The sequence below is a fragment of the Streptomyces sp. NPDC048664 genome (assembly GCF_040650555.1).
Classification (GTDB): domain Bacteria; phylum Actinomycetota; class Actinomycetes; order Streptomycetales; family Streptomycetaceae; genus Streptomyces.
This window is the reverse complement of record NZ_JBEZHK010000017.1, coordinates 37,158-63,559: the sequence shown is the minus strand read 5'-3', so window position 1 is coordinate 63,559 and position 26,402 is coordinate 37,158. Positions and strand designations below refer to the sequence as shown.

At 73.7% G+C, this 26,402-nt stretch carries 18 protein-coding genes; 9 read left to right on the top strand and 9 right to left on the bottom strand.

Going from position 1 to position 26,402, the window contains the following annotated elements; translation table 11 throughout:
- The first annotated feature begins 21 nt into the window (after positions 1–21).
- Positions 22–2,397: a SpoIIE family protein phosphatase gene (locus tag AB0C59_RS19725; RefSeq protein WP_363006210.1), complete on the top strand. Its 2,376-nt coding sequence runs from the start codon at positions 22–24 to the stop codon at positions 2,395–2,397.
- A 165-nt stretch (positions 2,398–2,562) separates the two neighbouring features.
- On the opposite strand, the gene AB0C59_RS19720 is transcribed toward AB0C59_RS19725, so the two are convergent.
- Positions 2,563–3,663 (bottom strand): NADH:flavin oxidoreductase/NADH oxidase, encoded by a 1,101-nt coding sequence (locus AB0C59_RS19720; protein WP_363006208.1) that lies wholly within the window; start codon positions 3,661–3,663, stop codon positions 2,563–2,565.
- Positions 3,664–3,846: 183 nt separating this feature from the next.
- On the opposite strand from AB0C59_RS19720, the gene AB0C59_RS19715 reads away from it, so the two are divergent.
- Complete coding sequence (locus tag AB0C59_RS19715; RefSeq protein WP_363006376.1) at positions 3,847–4,845, top strand: Dyp-type peroxidase; 999 nt, start codon at positions 3,847–3,849, stop codon at positions 4,843–4,845.
- Here the strand turns inward: AB0C59_RS19715 and AB0C59_RS19710 are convergent.
- Together AB0C59_RS19710 and AB0C59_RS19705 are read right to left on the bottom strand one after the other, a co-directional pair.
- Complete coding sequence (locus AB0C59_RS19710) at positions 4,803–6,191, bottom strand: FAD-binding oxidoreductase (protein WP_363006206.1); 1,389 nt, start codon at positions 6,189–6,191, stop codon at positions 4,803–4,805. The two genes, AB0C59_RS19715 and AB0C59_RS19710, sit on opposite strands and share 43 nt — an antisense overlap.
- A gap of 38 nt (positions 6,192–6,229) precedes the next feature.
- Entirely contained in the window at positions 6,230–7,198 is a 969-nt protein-coding gene (locus tag AB0C59_RS19705) for an antibiotic biosynthesis monooxygenase (RefSeq protein WP_363006204.1), read from the bottom strand.
- Positions 7,199–7,307: 109 nt separating this feature from the next.
- Between AB0C59_RS19705 and AB0C59_RS19700 the strand changes: the two genes are divergently transcribed.
- Positions 7,308–7,874 carry a nucleoside deaminase gene (locus AB0C59_RS19700; protein WP_363006202.1) on the top strand — a complete coding sequence of 189 codons (567 nt, stop codon included), beginning with the start codon at positions 7,308–7,310 and terminating at the stop codon, positions 7,872–7,874.
- 85 nt (positions 7,875–7,959) lie between these two features.
- Entirely contained in the window at positions 7,960–8,766 is an 807-nt protein-coding gene (locus AB0C59_RS19695; RefSeq protein WP_363006200.1) for a maleylpyruvate isomerase family mycothiol-dependent enzyme, read from the top strand.
- A 3-nt stretch (positions 8,767–8,769) separates the two neighbouring features.
- Here AB0C59_RS19695 and AB0C59_RS19690 read toward each other — a convergent pair whose 3' ends face one another.
- Entirely contained in the window at positions 8,770–9,324 is a 555-nt protein-coding gene (locus tag AB0C59_RS19690; RefSeq protein WP_363006198.1) for a DoxX family membrane protein, read from the bottom strand.
- 173 nt (positions 9,325–9,497) lie between these two features.
- Between AB0C59_RS19690 and AB0C59_RS19685 the strand changes: the two genes are divergently transcribed.
- Complete coding sequence (locus AB0C59_RS19685; RefSeq protein WP_363006196.1) at positions 9,498–11,840, top strand: excinuclease ABC subunit UvrA; 2,343 nt, start codon at positions 9,498–9,500, stop codon at positions 11,838–11,840.
- Positions 11,841–11,883: 43 nt separating this feature from the next.
- Here the strand turns inward: AB0C59_RS19685 and AB0C59_RS19680 are convergent, their stop codons facing one another.
- Positions 11,884–13,263, bottom strand: a complete 1,380-nt coding sequence (locus AB0C59_RS19680; RefSeq protein WP_363006195.1) for a M1 family metallopeptidase — start codon at positions 13,261–13,263, stop codon at positions 11,884–11,886.
- A 90-nt stretch (positions 13,264–13,353) separates the two neighbouring features.
- Positions 13,354–17,229, bottom strand: a complete 3,876-nt coding sequence (locus AB0C59_RS19675) for a Pls/PosA family non-ribosomal peptide synthetase (RefSeq protein ID WP_363006193.1) — start codon at positions 17,227–17,229, stop codon at positions 13,354–13,356.
- Between the two features lie 344 nt (positions 17,230–17,573).
- On the opposite strand from AB0C59_RS19675, the gene AB0C59_RS19670 reads away from it, so the two are divergent.
- The 4 genes from AB0C59_RS19670 (at position 17,574) to AB0C59_RS19655 (ending at position 22,229) form a co-directional block, all read left to right on the top strand.
- Positions 17,574–19,112, top strand: coding sequence for a multicopper oxidase family protein (locus AB0C59_RS19670; RefSeq protein ID WP_363006191.1), 1,539 nt, complete (start codon positions 17,574–17,576; stop codon positions 19,110–19,112).
- 57 nt (positions 19,113–19,169) lie between these two features.
- Positions 19,170–19,898: a hypothetical protein gene (locus AB0C59_RS19665; protein ID WP_363006189.1), complete on the top strand. Its 729-nt coding sequence runs from the start codon at positions 19,170–19,172 to the stop codon at positions 19,896–19,898.
- A 125-nt stretch (positions 19,899–20,023) separates the two neighbouring features.
- Entirely contained in the window at positions 20,024–21,745 is a 1,722-nt protein-coding gene (locus tag AB0C59_RS19660; protein WP_363006187.1) for an MOSC and FAD-binding oxidoreductase domain-containing protein, read from the top strand.
- A gap of 166 nt (positions 21,746–21,911) precedes the next feature.
- Complete coding sequence (locus AB0C59_RS19655; RefSeq protein WP_363006185.1) at positions 21,912–22,229, top strand: hypothetical protein; 318 nt, start codon at positions 21,912–21,914, stop codon at positions 22,227–22,229.
- A 21-nt stretch (positions 22,230–22,250) separates the two neighbouring features.
- Here AB0C59_RS19655 and AB0C59_RS19650 read toward each other — a convergent pair whose 3' ends face one another.
- From AB0C59_RS19650 to AB0C59_RS19640, 3 genes are read right to left on the bottom strand one after another with little or no spacing between them, the layout of a single operon-like run.
- Entirely contained in the window at positions 22,251–24,110 is a 1,860-nt protein-coding gene (locus AB0C59_RS19650; RefSeq protein WP_363006183.1) for a GMC family oxidoreductase, read from the bottom strand.
- On the bottom strand, positions 24,107–25,516 hold the full coding sequence (locus tag AB0C59_RS19645) for a hypothetical protein (protein ID WP_363006181.1): 1,410 nt from the start codon (positions 25,514–25,516) through the stop codon (positions 24,107–24,109). Before AB0C59_RS19645 ends, AB0C59_RS19650 begins: the two co-directional genes overlap by 4 nt.
- The gene (locus AB0C59_RS19640; RefSeq protein ID WP_363006179.1) at positions 25,513–26,262 is read right to left on the bottom strand and encodes an FCD domain-containing protein; all 750 of its coding nucleotides are present in this window, start codon (positions 26,260–26,262) and stop codon (positions 25,513–25,515) included. Before AB0C59_RS19640 ends, AB0C59_RS19645 begins: the two co-directional genes overlap by 4 nt.
- Positions 26,263–26,402 lie beyond the last annotated feature (140 nt).

Genomic DNA, 26,402 nt, shown 5'->3' with positions numbered 1-26,402 from the left:
CCTGTGAAGGGGGCCCGCACCATGGCGCTCAGGGACCATCGGGACGCGGCGCACGAACACCGGGGCGAGCTGTTCGGGAGCCGTGAGCCGTTCGTTCTCGGTGACGCTCACGGGGCCGGTGATCCGTTCGGGATCACGGCCGCCGCCCTCGTCCTGGTGGACGCCCACGGCCTGATCCGGTACTGGAGCCGTCGCGCCGAGGCCCTGCTGGGGCATCCCGCGGCCCGTGTGATCGGCCGGCCCGCGGGGTTCCTGCTGGCGGGCGAGGACGCGGCGGCGTCCGCCCTGTCCGGGGCACGGCGCGTCGGCGAGGGCTGGGAAGGCGTGTCGGCCGCGCTGCACAGCGCGGGCCATCGGGTGGAACTCGCCTTCCGGGCATGCCCCCTGCGCACCGAGGACGGGGACAGCTGGCTGATCGCGGCGTGCGAGGTCTCCGCGTCGTTCCGCTGGGAGGTGGACCACCCCGTCCTGTGGGGCGTCGGCGCGGAGCCGCCGCCCGACGCCCTGACCGCGCACGGCGATCTGCCCGTGCTGCTGCCCTGTCGGCGGCAGGACGGTCCGGGTGCCGGGACCGCGGGGAGGGGCGACCGGGACCGGACCGGGCCGCGCGGGCCCCTCGCGCCGGCGACTGCCGGGGAGCGGCGCGGCGCCGCGCGCTCGGGGCCCGCCTCGTCGGGGCCGCCGAAGCGCCCGGCCGAGGACCGGGCACGCGAACGGCTGGCCTCGCTGGGCGAGGCCGGGCACCGCATCGGCACCACCCTGGACCTCGACCGCACGGTGTGCGAACTGGCCGAGGTGCTGGTACCGCGCCTGGCCGACTTCGTGGCGGTCGACCTGTTCCAGGGCGTTCTCGCGGCGCTGGAGCTGACTCCCGGGCGCCTGGTCGGCGGCTCCCTCCTGCGGGCGGCCCACCTGTCCGTCCGCGAGGACCTGCCCGAGGTGGTCGTCGCCGTCGGGGAGCCGGCCCACTACCGCGAGCAGTCCCCGCAGTGGCGTTGCGTGGCGAGCGGAGGCCCGATCCACGACCCGGTGCTGGACGAGGCGACGTGGTGGCTCCAGGGGGATCCTGTGCGCCGGGAGAAGCTGCGGGCGCTCGGGGTGCACACGCATCTGACGGTGCCGTTGACGGCGCGGGGCGTGCCGATGGGCGTCGTCACGCTGATGCGCTGGGAGAACCCGGACCCCTTCGACGAGGACGACCTGCTGCTGGTGGAGGAGGTGGTCGCCCGCGCGGCGATCTGCGTGGACAACGCCCGCCGCTTCGCCCGCGAGCACAACGCGGCCCTCACCCTGCAGACGAGTCTGCTGCCGCCCGAACTGCCGGGGCACAGCGCGGTCCAGGTCGCCTACCGCTACCTCCCGGCGGACGCGGAGGCCGGTGTCGGGGGCGACTGGTTCGACGTCATACCGCTGTCCGGCGTCCGCGTCGCCCTGGTGGTCGGCGACGTCGTCGGCCACGGCATCCACGCGGCCGCGAGCATGGGGCGGCTGCGCGCGGCCGTCCAGACCCTGGCCGACCTGGACCTGCCCCCCGACGAGCTGCTGACCCATGTGGACGATCTCGTCGTCCGCCTGGCGGACGAGGCGGAGGCCGCCACGGACGGCCCGCAGGTGATGGGGGCGACCTGCGTCTACGCCGTGTACGACCCGATCTCGCGCAAGCTCAGCGTGGCTCGCGCCGGGCATCCGAGCCCCGCCGTCGCCCATCTGGACGAACCCGTCGAGTTCCCCGACATCCCCGCGGGCCCACCGCTGGGGCTGGGTGGACTGCCGTTCGAGTCGGTGGAGTTCGACGTCGAGGAGGGCAGTGTCATCGCCCTGTACACCGACGGCCTGATCGAGGCCTGCGACCGGGACGTCGATGTCGGCTTCGAGCGGCTGTGCTTCGCCCTGGCCCACCCCGACCAGCCCCTGGAGGAGATCTGCGACACGATGGTCCGCACGCTGCTGCCGGACCACCCGCACGACGACGTGGCCTTCCTCATCGCACGCACCCGCTCCTTCCCGCCCGACCAGGTGGCCTCCTGGGAGGTGCCCGCCGACCCCTCGGCCGTGCACGAGGTGCGGGAGAACACCGCGCGGCGACTGGACGCATGGGGCCTGGACGACCTCGCCTTCACCACGGAGCTGATCGCGAGCGAACTGGTCACCAACGCCATCCGGCACGCCTGCGGGCCGATCGGCCTGCGCCTGATCCGGGACCGCACCCTCATCTGCGAGGTGTCGGACGGCGGCAACACCTCTCCCCACATGCGCCGTGCGCACACCACCGACGAGGGGGGACGGGGCCTGTTCCTGGTCGCGCAGCTCGCCCAGCGGTGGGGCACCCGGTACACGGCGACGGGCAAGACGATCTGGGCCGAGCAGCTCATCCCGCCCTCGCACACCGCGACCTGAGCCCGGCGGCGGGCCCGGCACGGCGGCGGCGCCGCGCCGGGGGCCGCGGCTCACCGCCGGTAGGCGTGTTCGAGTACGGCCACCAGGCCGCCCGACAGCAGGAGGGTGATCGCGGCGAGGGCGATCACCTTCGCGTGGGGTCCGGTGCGCAGGGAGAACACCCGATCACGCCCGGTGGTACTGGACGGGCGAGGTCGTCCGTGCGCCGAGTTCCCCGGCGGCGCGCCGCGGCCAGTACGGGTCGCGCAGCAGTTCACGCCCCAGCAGGACGGCGTCGGCCCGACCCTCCGAGACCACGGCCTCGGCCTGAGCCGGCTCGGTGATCAAGCCGACGGCCGCCACGGGAAGTCCGGTCTCCTCACGGACGCGCTCGGCGAAGGGCACCTGGTAGCCGGGGCCGGTGACGATCTTGGCGTCGGGGACGTTGCCGCCGGTCGAGACGTCCAGCAGGTCCACACCGCGCGCCCGCAGCTCCCCGGCGAGGCGGACGGTGTCGTCCGCGGTCCAGCCCTCGCGGTCGTCCGCCGGGTTCTCGGCGAGCCAGTCCGTGGCGGACACCCGGAAGAAGAGGGGCAGTTCCCGCGGCCAGACGGCGCGGACGGCGTCGACCACCTCCAGGGCGAACCGGGTGCGCCCCTCGAACGAGCCTCCGTACGCGTCGGTGCGGTGGTTGCTGTACGGGGACAGGAACTGGTGGATCAGGTAGCCGTGGGCGCCGTGGATCTCGACCACCTCGAACCCGGCGGCGAGCGCGCGCTCGGCGGCCGCGGCGAACTGCCGGACGATCTCGGCGATGCCGTCCGGGGTCAGCTCCTCGGGCACGGTGGAGGCCTCGGCGAAGGGGACGGCGCTGGGGCCGACGGGGGTCCAGCCGAGGGGTTCGCCGGGGGCGATCGGCCGGCCGCGGTCCACCCAGGTGCGTTCGGTCGACGCCTTGCGCCCGGCGTGGGCCAGCTGGACGGCGGGGACGGTCCCCTGGGTCCTGAGGAAGGCGGTGATCCGGCGGAACGCGGCGGTCTGGGCGTCGTTCCAGAGGCCGAGGTCGTAGGGGGAGATGCGGCCCGCGGGGCTGACGGCGGTGGCCTCCGTGACGATCAGGCCGGCACCGCCGGTGGCTCGGGCGGCGAGATGGGCGAAGTGCCAGTCGGTCGGGACACCGGTCGCCTCGCCCTCCGGTTCCCCACTGTACTGGCACATCGCCGCCATCCAGACACGGTTGGCGACGGTCAGCGAGCGGAGCGCGAAGGGGCTGAACAGGGACGTCAAAGCGATCTCTCCTCGTACGCGGACGCGGACAACGACAGCGACAATTGCATGCGCCGGTCATTTATTCCGTCACCGTGGTCGCCTCTCCGTCGCGCGCGTCGACCCGCGCGCATGCGGCACCCAGGGGGGCGACCTAGAGTGAAGGAGTCGTTGCCGTGCGCGATCCGGGAGGGTGGTGTGACCGTGCCGCAGCGCTCTCCCGAGCCGGTGCCCCAGTCGGTCCTGTCGCCCCTGACGGCGTCCGCGATCTTCCTCGTGGTGACGGTGGACGAGGGCGGCGAACCGACCGCGCGCTCGCTGCTGTCCGACCTGAACGGCCTCCAGCGCGCCGTGGGCTTCCGCGCCGGCCCGGGCGGACTGCTGAGCTGTGTCACGGGCATCGGGTCGAGGGCCTGGGACCGGCTGTTCCACGGACCGCGCCCGGCCGAGCTGCACCCCTTCCGCGAACTGGCCGGCCCGGTCCACCACGCGGTCTCGACACCGGGTGACCTCCTGTTCCACATCCGGGCCGCCCGGCTGGACCTGTGCTTCGCGCTGGCCGCCGAGATCATGGACCGGCTGCGCGACGCCGTGACGGTGCGGGACGAGGTCCACGGGTTCAAGTACTTCGAGATGAGGGACCTGCTCGGTTTCGTGGACGGCACGGAGAACCCGGTGGGTCCGGTGGCCGAGGCGGCGGTGCTGATCGGCGACGAGGACCCGCCCTTCACCGGCGGCAGCTATGTGATCGTGCAGAAGTACCTGCACGACCTCCGGGCCTGGAACGCCCTTCCCGTCCGGGCGCAGGAGGACGCGATCGGGCGCAGCAAGCTGTCGGACATCGAGATGGACGACGACCTCAAGCCCGCCGACTCCCATGTCGCCCTGACCTCGATCGTGGACCCCGACGGCACGGAGCACCGGATCCTGCGCGACAACATGCCGTTCGGCACGGTCGGCGAGGGCGAGTTCGGCACGTACTTCATCGGGTACGCCCGCACCCCGGCGGTGACGGAGAGCATGCTGGAGCGCATGTTCCTGGGGGCGCCGCCCGCCTCGCACGACCGGATCCTGGACTTCTCGGTGCCGGTCACCGGTTCGCTGTTCTTCGTCCCCACGAGCGACTTCCTGGACGACCTCCCGGGCGCGCCCGAGGCACCTCAGCCGGGGGTGGCGGGGCGGGCCTCGTCGGGCGAGAGGTAGGAGTGGAAGACGTTCCCGGGGTCGTGGCGGGCCGCGAGTTCCTCCAGGCGCCGCCACGCCTCGGGCCTGAAGCACCGCCGGGCCCGCGACGGTGCGGCGGTGAGGTCGGTCTCGGCGACGTAGTGCCCGGTGATGAGGGGTTCCACCGCGCTCATCGTCCGGTGCAGCCAGGCGGTGTTGGCGGCGTCCTCGCGCGGGTCGTCCCAGACGGCGTACGAGACGGCGTAGCTTCGGCCGAGCACGGCGAAGGCCATGTCCTGGCCGGTGTCGGCGGCGGGCGAGACCGGCACGAGCACCAGGGATCTGCCGGACGGGGCCGTCTCGACCGCTTCGGCGAGACGCGCCAGGAGGGTGAGGTGATCGGCGTCGGACCACAGGGTGTCCGCGGCGTAGCGGTGCTCCGGGGGCCATGCGGCGGCCGAGGCGTCGTAGAGCGCCTCGAACGTCATCGGTTCCTGCCGGCGCCGCAGCACGGCGCGATCGCCGAAGGGGCAGGAGGCGAGCGGTTCGAGCAGGTCCCCGGCCTCGCGCCGTGACCCGGCGAAGGCCGTCGCGCCGACGGTCACGACGGGGCGGCGCGGCGTCGCGCCCGGGTCCGCGGCGCCCAGGACGAAGCTCAGTTCGACCCGCGGTGACAGCCCATCGGCCGCCGTGAGGGCCCATCGTGCGACCTCGGCGACCTCGGCGATGGGAAAGCTCCAGGTGATACCGGTGATCGCGCCGGGATGCGGGTGCAGTCGCAGCCGGAAGGCGGTGACGGCGGCGAAGAACCCCGGGCCCGCGCCCCGCGCGGCCCAGAACAGGTCGGGGTGCTCTGCCGCCCCGCACGTCAGGAGCTCCGCGTCGGCGGTGACCACGTCGACCGCCTCCACGTCGGCGCACGCGGGCCCGCGGACACCGGAGTTCCAGCCGAGGCCCCCGCTCAGCAGATAGCCGCCGAGGGCGACGGAGCCGCAGTGGCCGGCCGGGAAGGCCAGGCCGTGGCGCGCGAGTTCCCCGGCCAGTTCCCGGCCGGTGACGCCGGGCCCCACGGTGGCCGTCGAGGAGGCGGGATCGACGACGCAGGTACGCAGCCCCGACAGGTCGATGAGCATGCCCGCGTCGCGCAGCGGGGACGCGCACCAGCTGTGCCCGCCCGACCGCAGGGCGATCCTCGCCCCCCGCGACCGGGCCAGCCGCACCGCCGAGACCACGCCCTCGGCCGACTCCGGGTGGATGATGACATCCGGGTGGCGCGCCGGCACGAGCCGGTTCCACACCATGGCCCGGCGGATCTCCTCGTAGGAGGCCTCGCCCCGTTCGACCATCCCCGCACCGGGGCCGTGCCCTCGCGTCTGCCGGACCATGGGCGGTGCTCCTCGGGTCGAAGAGGTCTGATGCGCGGTCAGGTGGTGAGCGCGAACACCGTGATGAGCGCCGCGTAGCAACCGGCCACCACCAGCGCGCCGATCACGTCCCGGCGACGCGAACGCGGCCGGTCCGGTGCCAGCCAGAACGCGAACGCCCGGTTGACGACCTTGGGCATCAGGATCCAGGTCAGGATGCTGACGCTCAGCACGTTGCTGACGAACAGGCCGAGCACCCCCGGGACGCCCGCGTCGGTGAGGAGCCGGCCGACGGTCAGGTTCAGGACCATGACCGTGGGATAGAGCGCGAGCAGGACCGACATGGCCTGCTTCCAGTTGGGCGGCACGCCCGCCTGCTCCGCGTCGCCGAACCGGAACCACCCGCTGAAGGCGGAGGAGATCCGCCGCACGTCGTAGCGGGCGACGTACTCACGCCCCTCGTCGAGCAGCTTCCCGCGCGCGTCGGACGCCAGCCACTGGTCGAGGTGTTCACGCGTGTCGAACCGGAAGACGACCACCCATCGGTCCTGGATGCCGTCCACCGGTGCGAAGAGTTCGGAGCCCATGAACCCGGGGCTCCTCTCCTGTGCCCTCAGCACCTTCTCCTGCCAGCACTCGAAATCGCGTTCCCGCCCTGTCCTCACCTCGTGGGACACCACCGCGGTCACCGCCTCCTGGGCGGGCCGGCCACCGCTGAGCACCTCCTGGGAGGGCTCCTCCTCGAAGAAGTGGCGGCCCTCGTCGAGGAGTTCCCGCCGTTCACCCGAGGTGAGCCAGGCGCGCAACCGCTCCACGTCCGAGAAACGGAACACGACGACCCACAGGTTGTCCCCGCGGGAGTCGGGCGGGTACGACTCGGTCCCCTCGAAGCCGTCGAAGTCCCGTACGGCCCGATTCACCTGTTCCTGCCAGCGCTTGTAGCCCTCCTCCAGCCCGGCCACGACCTTCTGCGAGGTCACGACGGTGGCCCCGGCGTCGCCCTGGTCGCGGTTTGCGCTGGCGCTCATGCGGAGTAGCGTAATCATGCGTGGACTTGTGCGACAAATCGGGATAAAGGAGTGTTGAGCCGTGACGGACCGCGTCCGACAAGGCCGGTGGCGTGGATCGGAGAGCGACATGGGGCACAGGGAGTTCCTGGAAGAGGCGGTACGCCTGGCCACGGAGTCGGTGGAGCAGGGATGGGGAGGCCCGTTCGGCGCCGTCCTCACCCAGGGCGGCGAGATCCTCGCCCGCGGCCAGAACCGGGTGCTGCTGACCGGTGACCCCACCGCGCACGCCGAGGTGGAGGTGATCCGCAAGGCGGTGCAGCTCCTCAACCCGGAGGCGCCCTCCATCGCCAAGGAGCACGTCAACGAGAGCACCCTCGCCTATGTGCCGCGCCCCGAGGGGTCACCGGACCCGGTCCCCGAGCGGGCCAGGATGCTCCAGGGCTGCTCCATCTACATCAGCGGCGCGCCCTGCCCGATGTGCATGAGCGCCATCTACTGGTCGCGCATCGACGCCGTCTACTACTGCTGCGATCTCCAGGCCACCGCCGAGATCGGCTTCGACGACGCCTTCCAGTACGAGGACTTCACCCGTCCGCTGAGCGAGCGCCGGATCCATGTCGAGCAGCTCCACCCGGAGCTGGGCGCGAAGGCGTACGCGGCCTGGTCGGGAAAGCCGGACCGGCACCCCTACTGACACTCCGGCACCCCCGCCGACACGGGGAAGCCCGCCGCGTTCACACTGGTCAGGACGACATCGGTGATGCGGAAAGGCGCGGCACATGGAGACGACGAGCGGCGCGGGGCACCCCCTGCCGTACGACAGCTACCGGCAGGCGATCGAACAGGAGACGCTGCGCCTGGTCGAGCTGGTCAAGGGCGCGGACCCCGCCTCCCCCGTGCCCGCCTGCCCCGGATGGACACTGGCCGTGCTGACCCAGCACGTGGGCGGGGTGCAGCGCTGGTTCTCGGCTCTCCTGACCCGGCGGGTGCGCCAGGTGCCGACCAGCCGCGACATCGATCTGGGGCTGCCCGAGCGGGCCGAGGAGTACGCCGACTGGCTGGCGGCGGGCGTCCCGGACGTGGCGGACGTGCTGCGGTCCACCGACCCCGAGGCCGCGATGTGGGCGTGGGGCGAGGACCAGCACGCCCGGTTCTGGGCCCGGCGGATGCTCTTCGAGACGCTGGTGCACCGGATGGACGCGGAGCACGCCGTGGGGCGCCCGGCGGAGGTGGAGGCGCTGCTCGCCGCCGACGGGGTGGACGAGTTCCTGGTCAACCTTCCCCACGCGGGGATCTTCGCTCCCCGGGTGAAGGAGCTGAGGGGTGGCGGCGAGACCGTCTCCTTCCGCTGCCTGGACGCCGGCGCCGGGGCCGGCGAGGAGTGGCGGGTGCGGCTGGACGCGGACGGCTTCCGCCTCCTGCCGCGCGCGGACGTTCCCGGCACGGAGGCGACCGCCGCGGTACGGGCGACGGCGGCGGACCTGCTGCTGCTCCTGTACGGGCGGCGCTCCCACGAGGAGAGCGCCTTCGACGTCTCGGGTGACACCGCGCTGCTGGAGCGCTGGTTCGCCCACACGGCGTTCTGAGGGTCACAGACCCAGCGTGATCGCGGCGGCCGCTCCCCCGAGTCCCAGGGCGAGAGCGGCCGCCGCCCAGCCGCCGTCGCGCCAGGGGAAGATCCGGTCGACGGCCACCCGGCCGGGACCGGTGGCGGCCAGGGCGAGGGCCACGACGGCGATGCACACGTTGTACTCCACGCCGCCGTCCGTCTCCCACAGCCCGTGCGCGGCGGTGACGTCCACCATGGCGTTGATCATCACCCCGATGATCGCGGCGGCGGCGAGCGGGGTGAGCAGCCCGAGGGCGAGGCCCAGGCCGCCGAGCAGCTCGGCGAGGCCTCCGACGGTGGCGAACGCCTTTCCCGGGCGGTATCCGAGGGACTCGAATCCCTTCGCGGTGGCCGTCAGGCCCGCTCCCCCGAAGAGTCCGAAGAGTTTCTGCGCCCCGTGCCCGGCCATCAGCAGCCCGAAGGCCAGACGGATGAGCAGCAGCCCCCCGTCACGGGCGGACAGCCATGATGCGGGGGCAGGGTGAACGGCCGGGCCGCCGGGGGGCGCGGGCCGGTCCGTGCTGTGGTTCGTCATCTGATGTGCTCCGGCGGACACAGGACATCCGGAGCGGACCACCACCTCCGATCCTTCCCGATCGCGGGCGGTCACGCACCTCGTCCGGGTCCGCCGCGCGGGCGCGCACCCCCGCGCGTAGAATCGCGGGGTTTGCCCCCGCCCCGCGTAGACCGTACGGAGTGGTCCTTCCCATGCACAGCGAGAGCGCGCACGACCCGTACGTCCGTGTCCGCGGCGCCCGGGAGCACAACCTCAAGGGGGTGGACGTCGACATCCCCCGGGACGTGCTGGCGGTGTTCACCGGGGTGTCCGGCTCGGGCAAGTCGTCCCTCGCGTTCGGCACCGTCTACGCGGAGGCGCAGCGCCGCTACTTCGAGTCGGTGGCGCCGTACGCCCGACGGCTGATCCACCAGGTGGGGGCGCCGAAGGTCGGCGGGATCACCGGGCTGCCACCCGCCGTGTCGCTCCAGCAGCGCCGCGCGACCCCGACGTCCCGGTCCTCGGTCGGCACCGTGACGACCCTGTCCAACTCGCTGCGGATGCTGTTCTCCCGTGCGGGCGACTACCCGCCGGGCGCCGAGCGCCTCGACTCGGACGCGTTCTCGCCGAACACGGCGGCCGGGGCCTGCCCCCGGTGCCACGGGCTCGGCCGGGTGCACCGGACGAGCGAGGAACTGCTGGTGCCCGACCCGTCGCTGTCCGTCCGCGAGGGCGCGATCGCCGCCTGGCCCGGCGCCTGGCAGGGCAAGAACCTGCGCGACATCCTGGACGCGCTCGGGTACGACGTGGACCGGCCGTGGCGCGAACTGCCCGCCGGGCAGCGGGAGTGGATCCTGTTCACGGACGAGCAGCCGGTGGTCACCGTGCACCCGGTGCGCGAGGCGAACCGGGTGCAACGGCCCTACCAGGGCACGTACACGAGCGCCCGGCGCCATGTGATGAGGACGTTCTCGGAGTCCAGGAGCACCGCTCTGCGGGCGAGGGCGGAGCGCTTCCTGACCAGCGCGCCCTGCCCGGTGTGCGAGGGGAGCCGGCTGCGCGCCGAGGCGCTGGCGGTGACGTTCGGGGGCCGCACCATCGCCGAGCTGGCCGCCCTGCCCCTGGCCGAGCTCGCCGGGGTGCTCGACGCCACGACGGAGACCGCCCGGGTCCTCACCGAGGACATCAGGTCCCGGATCGCGCCCGTCGTGGAACTGGGCCTCGGCTATCTGAGCCTGGACCGGGCGGCCCCGGCCCTGTCGGCGGGTGAGCTGCAACGGCTGCGCCTGGCCACCCAGTTGCGCTCGGGGCTGTTCGGAGTGGTGTACGTCCTCGACGAGCCGTCGGCCGGCCTGCACCCGGCCGACACCCAGGCGCTGCTCACGGTGCTGGAGCGGCTGAAGGCGGCGGGTAACTCGGTGTTCGCGGTGGAGCACCACCTCGACGTGGTGCGCGCCGCCGACTGGCTGGTGGACGTCGGGCCGGCGGCGGGCGACCAGGGCGGCCGGGTGCTGCACAGCGGTCCCGTGGCCCAGCTCGCCGGGGTCGAGGGATCGGCGACGGCGCGCTTCCTGTTCGGCCGCTCCCCCGCCCCGGCGCGCGAGGTCCGCGAGCCGCGCGGCTGGTCGACGGTGGGGCCGGTCACCCGGCACAACCTGCGCGCGGTGACGGCCCGGATACCGCTGGGCGCGTTCACGGCCGTCACCGGTGTCTCCGGTTCGGGCAAGTCGACGCTGATCGAGGCGATCACGGAGGAACTGCCCGGTGTGGACCGGCTGGTGGCCGTGGACCAGAAGCCGATCGGCCGCACGCCCCGCTCCAACCTGGCCACGTACACAGGGCTGTTCGACGACGTGCGCAAGGTGTTCGCGGCCACCGACGAGGCCCGCGCGCGAGGTTTCGGTGTGGGACGGTTCTCCTTCAACGTGGCCGGCGGGCGCTGCGAGACCTGCCAGGGCGAGGGGTTCGTCAGCGTGGAGCTGCTGTTCCTGCCGAGCACCTACGCTCCGTGCCCGTCGTGCGGCGGCGCCCGCTACGAGCCCGACACCCTCCGGGTGGGCTACCGGGGGCGGAACATCGCGCAGGTCCTGGACCTCACGGTCGAGACGGCGGCGGAGTTCTTCGCGGACGTCCCGGCCGTGGCCCGCGGCCTGTCCGCGCTGCTCGACGTCGGACTGGGCTATCTGCGCCTGGGCCAGCCCGCGACCGAGCTGTCCGGCGGCGAGGCCCAGCGGATCAAGCTGGCGAACGAGCTGCAGCGCGGCCGGCGCGGCCACACCCTGTATCTGCTGGACGAGCCCACGACCGGTCTGCACCCGGCCGACGTGGAGGTGCTCACCGACCGGCTGCACACGCTCGTGGACGGGGGGCACACCGTCGTCGTGGTCGAGCACGACATGTCCGTGGTCGCGGGCGCCGACTGGGTGATCGACCTGGGCCCGGGCGGGGGCGACGCGGGCGGGCGGATCGTGGCGGCGGGCGTGCCGGCCGACGTGGCCCGGGCCGACGGGAGCGCGACCGCGCCGTACCTGGCGCGCGAACTCGGGCCGCGGTGAGCCGGGCGCCCGCGCGCGGCCCGCGGGGGCGCGGGCCGCGCCCCTACGCCGAACTCGCCCGGCCCGGCGGGTAGGGCGGGCGCAGCGGGATCGCGGTCGTGGGGGACGGCAGCGGGGGCAGCGCCTCCTGTTCCACCCATGCCGTGAACAGCTCGTCCAGGGAGGTGGTCGCATACCGTGCCACGTGCGCCCTGAGCGCCGCGGTCGTCACGGTCCCGCCCCGGTGCACGCCCGCCCAGGCACGCAGCATCCGGAAGAACGCCTCGTCGCCGAGCCCGCAGCGCAGCGCGTGCAGCACGAGACCGCCGCGCTCGTAGAGGCGGTCGTCGAACATGCGCTTGCGGCCCGGGTCGGACAGCCGCAGGTCCTGCGGCAGCAGGGTCAGCTGCCGGTGCGCGACCTGGGCCAGCCGGGCCGCGCTCGGGCCGCCCGAGCGCTCCGACCACAGCCACTCCGCGTACTTCGCGAAGCCCTCGTTGAGCCAGATGTGCCGCCAGTCGGCGATGGTCACGCTGTTGCCGAACCACTGGTGTGCCAGCTCATGGGCGACCAGCCGCTCCGAACCCCGGGCGCCGTCCACGTGGTTGGCGCCGAACAGGGACAACCCCTGGGCCTCCACGGGGACATCGAGCTCCTCCTCGGTCACCACCACCGCGTACTCGGCGAAGGGGTAGGGGCCGAACAGCTCCCGGAAGAGGTCCATCATCGCGGGCTGGCGCGCGAAGTCGCGGGAGAAGCGGGGAAGCAGGTGCGCGGGGATGTGCCCGTGCTGCGGGACGCCGTCCTCACCCGGGTCGCCGAGCAGCACCGTCTGGTACCGGCCGATCGACAGGCCCACCAGGTAGCTGGAGGTGGGCACGGGCTGCTCGTACACCCAGGTGGTGGTGGACGCCTTGGTGGTGCGGGTCAGCAGCCGTCCGCCGACGACGACCGAGTAGGCGGAGGGGGTGGTGACCGAGAGCTGGTAGGAGGCCTTGTCGGCCGGCCGGTCGTTGCAGGGGTACCAGGAGGGGGCGCCGATGGGCTGGCTCGCCACCAGCGCCCCGTCCTCCAGTTCCTCCCAGCCGATGCCGCCCCAGGGGCTGGGGACCGGCTTCGGGTTGCCCGACCAGTGCACCTCGACGGTGAACGCGGCACCGGCCCGGACCGGCTTGGGCGGGCGGACGCGCAGCCGTCCGCCGCGGTGCGTGTAGTGCGGTGCCCTGCCGTCGACCCGGATGCGGCCGATCCGGAAGTCGGCGAGGTTCAGCTGGAACTCGGTGAGCTGGGCCGGTCCCGCTATCGCGTTGATCCGGGCGGTCCCGGCGAGCCGGTTGGGTCCCGGTCGGTAGTCCAGCGTGAGCTCATAGCGGTGCACCCGGTAGCGGGGGTCGCCGCTCCCGGGGAAGTACGGGTCTGCCTCCGTCTTGTGCTGCGGGCTCACGCTTGCGTCTACTCCCTGCGCCGTGCTCGTGCGTCGTGCCGGTGTCCTGCCCCTGGGGGCCGCGCACGCCCCGGGGACGAGGCCTGCCGTTCACGTGCGGGGACGCCATGCCTCGATCGGGTTGCCCAACCAGCGGGTGTCGTCGGGCACGGACTCCGCCGCCATCACGAGCGAGGCGGGCCCCAGGGTGGTGCGGGCCCCGACCGTGCTGCCGGGCAGGACGATTCCGCCAGGGCCCAGTGTCGCGCCCTCACGGAGGACCACAGTATCCGTCCTCAAGATCCGGTCGTGGAAGAGGTGTGTCTGCAGGACGCAGCCGCGGTTGACGGTCGCCCCGTCCTCCAGTGTGACCAGGTCCGCCTCGGGCAGCCAGTAGCTGTCCACCCACACGCCCCGGCCGATCCGGGCGCCGAGGCCGCGCAGCCACAGGTTCATCAGCGACGTCCCGGGCACGGCGCCGGCCAGCCACGGCACGGCCAGCACCTCCACGAACGTGTCGGCCAGCTCGTTGCGCCACACGAACGAGCTCCACAGGGGGTGCTCCCCCGTGCGGTGCCGCCCCACCAGGAGCCACTTCATCACGACGGACACGGCACCGGCCAGCAGTCCGGCGCCGAGGAACACCACGCCGGCGAGCGGCCACGCCCAGACGCCGAGCGCGCTGAGCGCCGCGGCCGTCAGCAGGGCGAGCCCCGCCGAGCAGAACACGGGCACGATCCGGCACAGCTCCACGAGCCCGCGCGCCCACAGCAGCGCGGCCGGCGGCTCGTAGGTGCGGCTCTGGTCCCCGGCGGCCACCGGGCGCGGCAGTTTCACCGGCGGCAGCCCCAGGTACGAGGTGCCCTTCTTCGCCTTCTTCGGCGTCGCCGACAGCACACCCACCAGGCCGCCGTCCGGCACGCTGCGGCCCGGCGCGGTCATCCCGGAGTTGCCGAGGAACGCCCGCCGCCCGATCTCGGCCCGCCCGACACGCACCCAGCCGCCGCCCAGCTCGTAGGGCGCGGTCAGGGTGTCGTCGGCGAGGAACGCGCCGTCACCGACCGTGGTCAGGCTCGGCAGCGCGAGGACGGTGGACACCTCGGCGCGCCGCCCGACCCGCATACCCAGCAGCCGCAGCCACACGGGCGTGATCAGCCCCGCGTACAGCGGGAACAGGACCTCGCGGGAGCGGTCCATCAGCTGGGTCACGGTCCAGGCCTGCCAGCCGATCCTGCTGTGCGTGGGGTGCGTGCCCTCGCGCAGTCCGACGCTGGTGAGCCGTACGGCGATCAGCAGGGTCAGCGCGTACGTCAGCCCGTAGGCGAGGGTGGCGGGGACCAGCGCCGCGGCGGCGCCGGCGAGGGCGGCGCCGAGACCGGCCGCCGGGTCGACGAAGGCGTGCGCCACCAGGAGCGCGGACAGGGCCGCGGGCACCGAGAGCACGGTCATCGCGAAACCGGTGGCGCCGTACATGGCCCGCCACCAGGTGCCCCGCCGCGGGCGTTCCTTGGGCCAGTTGCGCTTGGCCTTGCCGAGCTTGTGCGCGGGCGCACCGGCCCAGCGCTGCCCGGTGGGGACCTGCCCGGCGACCGCGGAGCCGGGCGCCACCTCGGCCCGCTTGCCCACGCGCGCGCCCGGGAAGAGCATGCTGCGGGTGCCGACCACGGCGTGCGCGCCCACCTTGACCGGGCCGATCTCCAGCCGGTCGCCGTCCAGCCAGTGGCCCGAGAGGTCCACCTCGGTCTCGACGGCCGCGCCGCGGCCCAGCTTGAGCATGCCGGTGACCGGCGGCAGGGAGTGCAGGTCCACGTCCGGACCCACCTTGGCGCCCAGTGCTCGCGCGTACCGCTCCAGCCAGGAGCCCGTCAGCGTGGTGGCGCCGCTTGCCTCGGCGAGGCGTTCGGCCGTCCACAGCCGCAGGTGGACGCCGCCGCCACGGGGGTAGCGGCCGGGCTTGAGGCCGCGCAGCAGCAGCCGCGCTCCGCCCGCCGCGATGGCGAGCCGGCCGGGCGGGCTGAAGAACAGCAGGGCCCCGGCCGCGACCGCCCACCAGGACGTCGCCGGCGCCCACGGGTAGGGGCCGAACCAGTGCAGGGCGTTGCCGAGCGCGGCCAGCACCACCGTCCAGCGCAGTCCGAGCACGGTGAAGAGCGGGATCAGCAGCAGGAGCTGGAGTGCCCGGGCGCGCGCCGGCACCGGGGCGATGTCGCGCCGCGCCTCGTCGTCGTGGGCCGACGCCTCCAGGTGGCGGGCCAGCTTGCGCAGGGTCGGCTGCTGGTAGATGTCGAGGACGGCCACGCTGGGATAGCGGGTGCGCAGCCGGGTGGTGAGCTGTGCGGCGGCCAGGCTGCCGCCGCCGATCGCGAAGAAGTCGTCGCCCGCGTCGGCCACCGGGATGCCGAGGACCTCGGTCCACTGCTCGGCGAGCCATGCCTCGGCGCCGTACAGCTGGGCGGCGGTGCTCTCGACACCCTCCAGCGGCCAGGGCAGGGCGTTGCGGTCGACCTTGCCCGAGGTGCGGGTGGGCAGGTCGGCCACCGGGGCCAGCAGCGGCACCAGGGCGGCGGGCAGCGCGGCGCGCAGTTTCTCGACGGCCGCGGTGTGGTCCCAGCCGTCCTGGGTGACGACGTATCCGACGAGGAGCTGGTTGCCGCCGCGCGCGGTCCGTACGGCCGCCGCCGCGCCGGCCACGCCGGGCAGGGCCTGGAGTGCCGCGTCCACCTCGCCGAGTTCGATGCGCCTGCCGCCGAGTTTGATCTGCTCGTCGGCGCGCCCGAGGAAGACCAGGCCCTCGGGGGCGGCCCGTACCAGGTCACCGCTGCGGTAGGCCCGCTCCCAGCCGAGGGGCTCCAGGGGTGCGTACTTCTCGGCGTCCTTCGCGGCGTCGAGGTACCGGGCGAGCCCGACCCCGCCGATCACCAGCTGTCCGCTGTCGCCCATGGCCACCGGATGCCCGGCGTCGTCCACGACGGCCAGTTCCCAGCCGTTCAGCGGCAGCCCGATCCTGATCGGCTCCTCGCCGGTGAGCAGGGCGGCGCAGGCGACCACGGTGGCCTCGGTGGGCCCGTAGGTGTTCCAGACCTCGCGGCCCTCGGTGACCAGCCGCTGCACCAGCTCGGGCGGGCAGGCCTCGCCACCGAAGATCAGCAGGCGTACGTCGTTCAGCGTCTCGGGCTCCCAGAGCGCGGCCAGGGTGGGCACGGTCGAGACGACGGTGATCTCCTGCTCCACCAGCCAGGGGCCGAGGTCGGCGCCGCTGCGCACCTGTGCGCGCGGTACCGGCACCAGGCAGGCGCCGTACCGCCAGGCCAGCCACATCTCCTCGCAGGAGGCGTCGAAGGCGACGGACAGGCCGGCCATGACCCGGTCGCCGGGCCCGATGGGCTCCTCCTGGAGGAACAGGTCCGCCTCGGCGTCCACGAAGGCGGCGGCGCTGCGGTGGGTGACGGCGACGCCCTTGGGCTTCCCGGTGGATCCGGAGGTGAAGATGATCCAGGCGTCGTGCTCGGCCCCGGGGCGGGCCGCGGGAACGCCGGGGTCCCCCTGGACGGTGATCCGATGCCCGGCGCCGACGACCGCGCGCACCCGGGCCTCGCCGAACACCAGGTCGGCGCGCTCGTCCGGGTCCTCCGCGTCCACGGGGACATAGGCGGCACCCGCGGCGAGGACGGCGAGGATCGCCACATAGAGGTCGTTGCTGCCGGACGGCACCCGCACCCCCACCCGGTCGCCGAGGCCGACTCCGGCGTCCGCGAGGCGGCGCCTGAGGTTCTCGACCTCGGCGGCCAGGGCGCGGTAGGTCAGGCTTCGGCGACCGTCGTCCAGGGCCGGCTCGTCGGGGAAGGCGCGTACCGTGGCGTCGAGGACGTCCACGAGCGTCCGGGGCGGTGCGGCGGAGGCGGCGAGGAAGCGTGCGCGACCGCCGGGCTCGGCATGCTTCTCCTCGTCGGACAGCGCGAGCGCGGGGCCTTGCTGGAGGGCTGCCATCGGGTCCTCACGTGTCGTTCCCGGAATACTCCGGGGCGCTGGTGGGCCCGCAGGGATGCCTGGGATCTTCCGTCCAGCTCCAACCAAGCGGGGAATTTTAGTACGACGCTAGTCGCGGACGGGTCCGCGAGCCATCCGGAGGGCGTCCGCCGACGCCCGGCCCCGTCCCTTGCGATCCCCTGACCTGCGACTGTGACAGCGCGACGAGACGTACCCCACACATCGTCACACCGACCGGGCGGACGGCGGCGAGGGCCTTCGGTCGCGCGCGGCGGCGTCGCTCATCAAGGTGATGAGCGGGCCACCCTTCCGGGTCATGTCCGTTTTCGAACGATTCGCGGTGCATGATGGCGGCTCGCACGGCAGCCCCGCCCTGCGTCACCGTCGCCTGGGAGTCCAGTGTGTCCTCGCACGCCCGTCGGACGCTGTCCGTCTTCGGTCCCGCGCTTCTCGCGCTCGCCCTGGCCGCGGGCTGCAAGGCGACCCCGCCGACGGACGTGCCCGGCCGGGCGGGGCCGTCGCCGACCGCGCCCTGGGCCATGACACCGTCACCGGCCCTGACCGCGAGGGCGACGGAAGACCTGCGCGACCCCCCGGAGATCGTGAGCCGGGGAGGGCTGCTGCGGACGAGGATCGTCGTCGAGCGCAAGAAGGTGTTCCTCGCCGGCCGCGTCCTGTGGGCGCTGACGTACAACGGGCTGTACATGCCGCCCACCCTGCGCCTGCGGCCCGGGGACCGCATGGAGATCGAGTTCGACAACAGGCTGGAGCAGCGGACGAACCTGCACGTGCACGGTCTGCACGTCTCTCCCGGCGGCGCCGCGGACAACGTCTTTCTCGACGTCCAGCCGGGAAAAACGTTCACCTACTCGTACACGTTCCCCAAGGACCTGGCCCCGGGCACCTACTGGTACCACCCGCACCCGCACGGGCTGTCGACCGCCCAGACGGCGGGCGGGATGTCGGGCCTCATCGTGGTGGACGGCCTCGACAGGTTCCTTCCCGCGTCGCTGCGCGGCGTCACCGAACACGTCGTCGCCCTCAAGGACTTCCAGCTCCTCGGCGACCAGATCAAGACCCTGGGCCTGAAGATGAGCGCGCCCACGACCCGTACCGTCGACGGGCAGCTGAACCCGCGCATCCACATCCGGCCCGGCGAGACCCAGCTCTGGCGGATCGCCAACATCGGCGCGAACATCTTCTACAAGGTGGCGCTGCCGGGCACGAGACTGCACGTCGTCGCCCAGGACGGCTTCCCGGTGAACAAGGTGTACGCGGCCGACTCCCTGGTCGTTCCGGCCGGGGCGCGCTACGACGTCCTCGTCCAGGGCCCCAGGGCGGGCACCTCGGAACTGGTGACCCTCCCCTTCAGTTCCGGCAGGGCCGGGAGCAAGGCCGGGAACCAGTTCCCCAGGGCGACCCTCGCGACGGTCGAGTCCGGGGGCACCCCGGTCCGGGCCGCCGCCCTGCCGACGCGGTTCGCCCCGGTGACCGACCTCGGGACGGAGCCCGTCGCGGGGCGCAAGACGATCACCTTCACCGAGAACAGGGCGGGCACCGCGTTCTTCATCAACGGCAGGCAGTTCGACCACCACCGCGTCGACTTCCGGTCGCGGCTGGGCACCGTGGAGGAGTGGACGATCAGGAACGACAGCGACGAGATCCACTCGTTCCACGTGCACACGAACAACTTCCAGGTGATGAGGATCAACGGCGAGCGCCAGACCAACCACGGCCTCCAGGACACCGTGGACGTCCCCCCGCGCGGCACCATGGTCATCCGGATCCGCTTCCTGGACTACACCGGCACCACGGTCCTGCACTGCCACATCATGAACCACGAGGACTCGGGAATGATGTCGGTGCTGCGGATCGACAAGTAGCGTCCGGCCTCGGGGGCGGTGCGGACCGGTGGGGCCCGGCCTGCGACCATGGAGCGCATGCGAGACAACGGTGCGATACGCGCGGCCACGGTGGCCGTCTGCGGTGCGTTGGCCATCCCCCTTGCGGCATGCGGTACTTCGGGGCACAGCGGCGCCTCGGCGGCCCGCGACCAGGGCGACCACGCGCCACCGCGGACGACCGACCTCAAGCGCATACCGGGCATCGGCGACCGGCTGTGGCGGCAGGTGCCGTCCGGCTCCCGCCAGGTGGTGGCCGTCTACGGCGCGGGCCGAAACTCCCCCGACTCCACCGTCACGCTCTACACCAAGCACGGCTCCACCTGGAGGGCCGAGCAGTCCTGGGCGGCGCACAACGGGCGCAAGGGCTGGACCACCGACCACCGCGAGGACGACAAGCGCAGCCCGGTGGGCGTGTTCACCCTCAGCGACGCCGGCGGGGTGCTCGACCCCCCGGCCACCAAGCTGCCCTACACCAAGTCGGCCTCGTTCCAGGCCCCGCACACCTGGGCCAAGCCGTACTGGCACGACTTCGACTACGTGATCGCCATCGACTACAACCGGGTCAAGGGCACGCCGCCCAACAGCTCCGTGCGCCCGCAAGGGGAGTCGAAGGGCGGCAACATCTGGCTGCACATGGACCACGGCAGCGGCACCTCGGCGTGCGTCAGCCTGCCCAAGTCGGCCATGGAGCGCCTGATCCACACGCTCGACCCGGCGCAGCACCCGGTCGTCGTGATGGGGGACAAGGCGGAGCTGGAGAGCTGACCGGCGTCCCGCCCCACCGGCCACCGCATGTCCGGTTTGCCGGTTTCTGGGGCTAGACTCGGTCGCGGTGCGCAAGGCCCGGCGCCAGGAGGGGCGACCCCGCCGTCCACGTCAGGAGAACCGCGATGGCGACACTGCTGTCCGTCAACGTGGGGATGCCCAGGGACGTGTCCTGGCAGGGCAGGACGGTCCGCACCGGAGCGTGGAAGACGCCGGTCCGGGGCTCCACGTGGGTGGCGCGGCTGAACCTCGACGGCGACGGCCAGGGCGATCTGGCCGGCCACGGCGGTGAGATGCGTGCCGTCCTCGTCTACCAGGCCGAGTCCTACCGGTACTGGCGCGAGCAACTGGGCCGCGGCGACCTGGCGTTCGGGATGTTCGGGGAGAACTTCACCGTCGAGGGGCTGCCCGACGACGAGGTGTGCATCGGCGACCGGTACCGCGTCGGCGAGGCGGAGTTCGAGGTCACCCAGCCGCGTGTCACCTGCTACCGCGTCGGTATGCGCCTCGGCGAACCCTCGATGGCGGCCCTCCTCGTCGCGCACCACCGTCCCGGGTTCTACCTGCGCGTGCTCACCGAGGGCCGGGTCCAGGCGGGCGACGGGATCACCCTGGTCGCCCGGGGGCCGCACGAGCTCAGCGTCGCCGACACGGACGCGCTGCTCTACCTTCCGGACCGGGACCCGGACAAGCTGCGACGCGCACGGGACATTCCCGCCCTGAGTCCGGGCTGGCAGCGGTCCTTCCGCGAACTGGCCGAGGCCGCCCGCCCCCCGGAGCGCCAGGGGTGGCCGGGATTCAGAGCCCTGCGGGTCACCCGGATCGTGCCGGAGACCGACGCGGTCACCTCGCTCCACCTCGGCACGACCGACGGTTCGGCGCTGCCCGAGGCCCTGCCGGGCCAGTACCTGTCCCTCCGGATCCCGGACGGCGACACCGGCTCGACGGTACGCAGCTACTCCCTGTCCTCGGGCCCCGGCACGGACGCCTACCGCATCAGCGTGAAGCGGGAGCCCGAGGGCAGGGTCAGCGGCTACCTCCACACCCGCCTGCGCCCCGGAGACCTCGTGGAGACCGCCAGTCCGCGCGGTGGGTTCGTCCTGGAACCGGGCACGCACCCGGTCGTCCTGGCATCGGCGGGCATCGGTGCGACGCCCGTGCTCGCCATGCTCCACCACCTGGCCGCGACCGGGGACCCGCGCCCGGTGTGGTGGGTGCACGTCGCCCGCGACCGGGCCCACCACGTCTTCGCCCAGGAGGCCCACGCGTTGCTGGCGCGGCTGCCCGTCGCGCACGAGCACATCCACTACACGGCCCCGGGCGAGGCCGACCGGCCACCGCGGGACCCCCGCTTCCACCAGGGCCGCCCCACCGCCGCCGCGCCGGCGCGGATGGGCGTGCCCACCGACGCCGACGCCTACCTGTGCGGCCCGACCGGCTTCATGGAGGCTTTCGGCGGCCGGCTGAAGGACCACGGCCTCAGCCCCGACCGGATCCGCACCGAGGCCTTCGGCGCGCTGCCCGCGATCAACCCCGGCGTCACCGCGACCGCCGCGGTGCGCCCGCACCGGCCCGCCGGCCCCGCCGCCACCGGCCCCCTGGTCACCTTCGCCCGCAGCGGGGTCCGCACCCCCTGGTCGCCGGACCACGGCACCCTGCTGGGCCTCGCGGAGGCCTGCGACGTCCCGACCCGCTGGTCCTGCCGTACGGGCGTCTGCCACACCTGTGCCACACCGCTGGTCTCGGGCGACGTCACGTACACCACCGAGCCCCTGGAACGCCCCGGGGACGGCACGGTCCTCGTCTGCTGCTGCGGCCCCCGGGGCGAGGTCGTGCTCGACCTCTGACCCCGGGCGCGCGGCCGCCCCGGTGTGAACGCCGCGCAACGGTGGTGTGAGCGCCCGGTACGAGTCCGACGTACGCGTCGCGGGTCACAACTCGGACACGTCGTCACACGAAGTGTCCTTTCGGATGCATGATGCCACCCACCACCCTGGTCGTCCGAGGAGCACCATGCGCCACACCGCCACCGCCTGCCTGTTCACCGCCGCCGTCCTCACGCTGACCGGCTGCTCGCTCGCCGGCTCGGGCGGCGACGGTCCCGCCAAGCCCGGTTCCGGCGCGTCCGCGGCAGCCGCCGGCGCGGAGCAGATAGCCGCGTGCAGAGACGCGATCGTCGCGCAGAAGGACAACAGCGCGGACAACGGCCTGCCCCAGTGCGCGCAGCTCTCGCCGGACGACTACCTCAAGGCCCTCAAGGAGGCCGACCAGCAGGGCAAGGGCACGGTGCAGAAGGCCCCGGCCCAGGACTCCACGTCCGCCCAGCCGTGATCGGGCGGGCCGCGCCCCGCTTCAGCGCGCGCCCTCCAGTCCGCGCCTGGTCACGGCCGACGCCGCCGCCATGATGCTCAGTTGCGGGTTCACCTCCGGGCAGCTGGGCAGCACGGAGCCGTCGGCGATCAGGACCCCGCTCACCCCTCTGAGGCGGCCCTCGGGGTCGGCCGGCGCCCGCTCCGGGTCGCCACCGGCGGCGACCGTGCCCGTGGGGTGGAACGCGGACACGTGCAGATGGCTCGCGGTCACCGCGTCGAGCAGCGCCTCCAGTTCGGCCGGGGAGCCGGCCCGCGGCAGGTGCGGCACTCCGGTGAGCACCTCCTCGGCGCCCGCGGCGAACAGCAGCCTTCCCATGGCCCGCCCGGCACGCAGCAGGCGGCCCGCGTCACGTGGCGCCAGGTCGTAGCGCAGCAGGGTGCGGTCGCGGCCCAGGACCCGGCCCGAGGGGCGGTCGGCGATCATGGCGCCGAGCGTGGCGAGGTGATCCGTCGCCTCCAGTTCGCGGCGCAGTTCCCTTCCGACGCCCGGCAGGACGAACGAACTCATGCCGGGCGGTGCCGCGGTGGCCTCGATCAGGATGCCGTCGGCGTGCAACCGCTCGACCCCGACGCTCTGCAGTACGCCCTGCCAGCTTCGGACGGGGTCCCTGAAGCGGCCCGCGACGCTGATCGCCGGGTGCACGCTGAGGTTGCGCCCGAGCCGCGGGTGTCCACCGAGGCCGGAGCGGCGCAGCAGCTGCGGGGTCTGGAGGGCACCGGCGGCGACCACGACGAGCGGGGCGAGGATCTCCAGTTCGCTGCCGTCGGACCGGCCGACCCGGACCCCGGCGGCCCGGGGGCCTCCCGGCCGGTCCGGGTCGGTGAGGACGCGCCGCACCCGGGCGCCGGTGACGATGCGTGCCCCCGCGGCGCAGGCGTCGGGCAGCACGGACAGTTGCACGCTCTGCTTGGCGCCGGTGGGGCAGCCGACGACGCACTGGCAGGAGCCCCTGCAGCCGGGCGCGTTGCGGCGCAGCGGGGCCGCGTCCCAGCCGAGTTTTCCGGCCCCGGCGAGGGCCAGGCGACCGTTGTCGCCGAGGACGTCCAGGGGCTGCCTGGCCACCCGCACCGTGCGTTCGGCCTCGTCCAGCTCGCTCCCGAGGTCCTCGGCCGCCGTGAACCCGTGGTGGTCGCGCCAGCGGGTGAGGACGTGCTCCGGTGTGCGGTAGCAGGTGCCGGAGTTGACGACGGTGGTGCCGCCGACGGCGCGTCCCACCGGCAGCACCAGGGGCGGGTTGCCGACGGCGAGGGTCGCGCCGGCGTCGCGGTAGAGGTCGGTGAAGCGGTCCAGGGGCGTGCGTCGCGCGAACGAGCGCGTGGTGTGGTGCTCCCCTTCCTCGAGTACGACGACACGCAGGCCCGCGCGGGCCAGGGTCCGCGCGGCCATGGCGCCGCCCGCGCCCGATCCGACGACCACGGCGTCGGCGGTGGACCGTGTGGGCCACTCCCGGGAGGGTGTGCAGACCAGCGGGGGGTCGTCGGGGGCGGGTACCGCCCGGGCGGGGGCCAGGCGCAGGGTCCGTTCGGTGCCGGCCGCCAGCAGCAGCGGCACCTTGACCGCGTCCAGCAGGGGAAGCAGGGCGCGGCGGGCGCTCAACGAGGCCATGACGTCCTCCCGTTCGGACGGGTGGAGGGCCGCCAGGCGTCTGCCGGTCCGGGCCAGGGCGTAGGCGTCGATCGCTCCGGCCGCCGCGCGCACCGCGGTGCGCGCCGGGGCGGGCATGGCGTCGAGCAGCGTCTGAAGCCGGCGGGGCACGGCCCGGGTCCAGTCGGCGGTGCCGTCGTCGGCGAGCAGGGCGGCGGTGAGTCCGCTCAGGTAGGTGGGGGCCGGGCGGCTCATCGCTCACCGACCTCCGCGTGCGCGGTGCCCGACAGCCGCCAGGTCCTCTCGGGCCGCCAACGGCCCCACCAGCGTTCGAGCCGTACCACCGCGTCCGCCGTCTCGCTGTTGCGGCACACGGCTCGCGAGCCGTCGGGGTCGGTGTAGTCGAGGGCCAGCGTGCGCTCGGGCGGCTGGGTGACGGTGACGTGGACGCGCCGCGCTCCCACCGTGCCCGTGACGTGCCACTCGGGCAGGCCGAGGTCCGCCCGGAAGCGGCCCGCTCCCGCCCAGCCCACGGCCGACCGCTCGGCCCGGCGGGGCCAGGTGCGGCCGCCGTGGCGCAGCCGCAGGAACACCAGCGGGGGCAGCCGGTCCAGTCCGCGGCGCGTGGACACGGCGGCGACGATCTCCAGGACGTCTCCCCCGCCCAGGTCGGCGTGGAGCCAGGCCCAGCGGCGGGCGTTCCCGTGTCCGTAGATGCGGGCGCTCGCGCCCGGGGCGTCGTCCAGGCGCAGGGTGGTGGTGCCGTACCGGACGGTTCCGCTGTAGCGGGCGCGGGCGGCGGGCAGCATCTGGGAGGCGGGCAGCCAGGGGCGCCGCCAGGACCAGCGGGGGAAGGTGTGCAGCGGGGGGCCGTCGGGGTCTTCGGTGAGGTCCCAGGCGAAGGTCCCGGCACGGCCGGTGAGTCGGCCCGGCAGGGCGCACACGGCCTCGGTGGTGAAGCCGTGCGGGTGGCCCTGCCAGGGGACGGGCCCGAAGCGGTGGTGCTCGGGGGCCGCGTCGCGCGGGAAGACGGCGGCCCAGCCGTGCGCGTGGGCGCCGGTGCCGTCGGTGGGGGCGACCAGTTCGTGGTGCAGCCAGATCCCGGTTCCGGTCGAGGTGTCGGTGAGTGTCGTGTACCAGACCTCGGTGCGGCCCGGCTTCCCGTCCCAGCGGGGCGCGAGGTGCCCGGAGGCGGCGTCGCGGGCAGGGGCGCCGGCCGCCGCCCGGGGGAAGCGGAAGCTCGTCAGGAAGGGCACCAGGCCGGTTGCGAGCGGGAAGCGGAGGGTGCCCTCGCCGACGCGTCCGCCGTCCTCGTACAGGGTGTACGGCAGTACGGTCATCGAGGTGAGCGGGTGCCTGGGCGAGACGGACTTCCAGCCGTCCAGGGTGAGTTCGCGGCCCTCCATGGTGAAGGTGAGGCGGTAGCGGATCCGGTGGCGGGCGAGCGGCGAGATCTCCATGTCGCCCTCGGCGCCCGCGTCGTCGGCCCGCCCGGCTATGCGCACCCGCCCGGTCACCCGGGCCCGTGTCGTGCGGTGCGGCAGCAGGACCCCTGCGGTCCTGACCCGGAGGTCGAGCCGCAGTGGACGGTCCTGCTCCTCGTCCGACAGGCGCACGCCTCCGAGCATCGTCTCCTCGAACGTGGTGCCGCGCGCCGTCACCGGGCACCGTCCTGGCGCCGCCGTGCGAGCCCTTCGAGCATGATGCGCTCCGTCGTCGAGAGGTAGTCGCCGGCGGCGACGCGCGCCGCCCGCTCGTCGCGGGCCGCCACGGCGTCCACGACCGGGGCCAGCCGGTCGTGCGCGACCCCGGAGTCCTCGAAGGGCCCGACCAGCGCCGAACGCACGGGCAGATACGCGTTGAACAGGGTGTTCGTCAGCAGGACATACACCCTGTTCCCGGTGGCGCGGGCCAGCGCCCGGTGCACCTCGGCGTCCGCGAGCTGGACCCGGTCGCCTCCCTCGGCCCGTCCGACGGCCGCGAGCAGCAGCCGCAGTTCGGCGACCTGCTCCGGGGTGGCGCGCCCGGCGGCGCGTTCCGCGATGAGCGCGCCGACGCTGCGGCGCACCTCGAAGATCTCGCCGATCCAGTCGGGGCTGTGCCGCACGAGCATCGGCAGCAGGTCCGCTCCGCCCAGGCGGAGGAAGTCGCGTACGCGGGTGCCCACCCCGTGCCGTGTCTCCAGCAGTCCGGCGTTCACGAGTCTGCCGAAGGCGTGCTTGAGCGTGGTGCGGGTGACGCCGAAGCCGTCGGCCAGTTCGCGTTCGGGCGGCAGATAGCTCCCGGCCGGGTGGCGTCCGGCGAGGATGTCCTCGCGCAGTCGCTGCTCCAGGACATCGACGATCGTCTCGCGCGGCAGTTCTTCCATTCCCGCCCCCCGCATCAGGTGGTTGAGTGGCTCAGCCACTCAACCACTTCCTCGACGCGGGGTCAACGGCCGCCCTGTGCTGCGTCTCACGTCCGAAATGCCTGTTCAGGGTGCGGGACAGGAAATACCGAAGGGCTTGTGCCCGGTTGACGCCGGTGTCGGCGGACGCTCGGGAGGCG

Coding starts and splice junctions, on each gene's coding strand:
- AB0C59_RS19705 (WP_363006204.1), bottom strand. CDS start 7,198: ATGAGCGCCAGCGCAAACCGCGACCAGGGCGACGCCGGGGCCACCGTC.
- AB0C59_RS19700 (WP_363006202.1), top strand. CDS start 7,308: ATGGGGCACAGGGAGTTCCTGGAAGAGGCGGTACGCCTGGCCACGGAG.
- AB0C59_RS19685 (WP_363006196.1), top strand. CDS start 9,498: ATGCACAGCGAGAGCGCGCACGACCCGTACGTCCGTGTCCGCGGCGCC.
- AB0C59_RS19655 (WP_363006185.1), top strand. CDS start 21,912: ATGCGCCACACCGCCACCGCCTGCCTGTTCACCGCCGCCGTCCTCACG.
- AB0C59_RS19710 (WP_363006206.1), bottom strand. CDS start 6,191: ATGGTCCGGCAGACGCGAGGGCACGGCCCCGGTGCGGGGATGGTCGAA.
- AB0C59_RS19695 (WP_363006200.1), top strand. CDS start 7,960: ATGGAGACGACGAGCGGCGCGGGGCACCCCCTGCCGTACGACAGCTAC.
- AB0C59_RS19665 (WP_363006189.1), top strand. CDS start 19,170: ATGCGAGACAACGGTGCGATACGCGCGGCCACGGTGGCCGTCTGCGGT.
- AB0C59_RS19660 (WP_363006187.1), top strand. CDS start 20,024: ATGGCGACACTGCTGTCCGTCAACGTGGGGATGCCCAGGGACGTGTCC.
- AB0C59_RS19650 (WP_363006183.1), bottom strand. CDS start 24,110: ATGAGCCGCCCGGCCCCCACCTACCTGAGCGGACTCACCGCCGCCCTG.
- AB0C59_RS19675 (WP_363006193.1), bottom strand. CDS start 17,229: ATGGCAGCCCTCCAGCAAGGCCCCGCGCTCGCGCTGTCCGACGAGGAG.
- AB0C59_RS19690 (WP_363006198.1), bottom strand. CDS start 9,324: ATGACGAACCACAGCACGGACCGGCCCGCGCCCCCCGGCGGCCCGGCC.
- AB0C59_RS19670 (WP_363006191.1), top strand. CDS start 17,574: ATGATGGCGGCTCGCACGGCAGCCCCGCCCTGCGTCACCGTCGCCTGG.
- AB0C59_RS19725 (WP_363006210.1), top strand. CDS start 22: ATGGCGCTCAGGGACCATCGGGACGCGGCGCACGAACACCGGGGCGAG.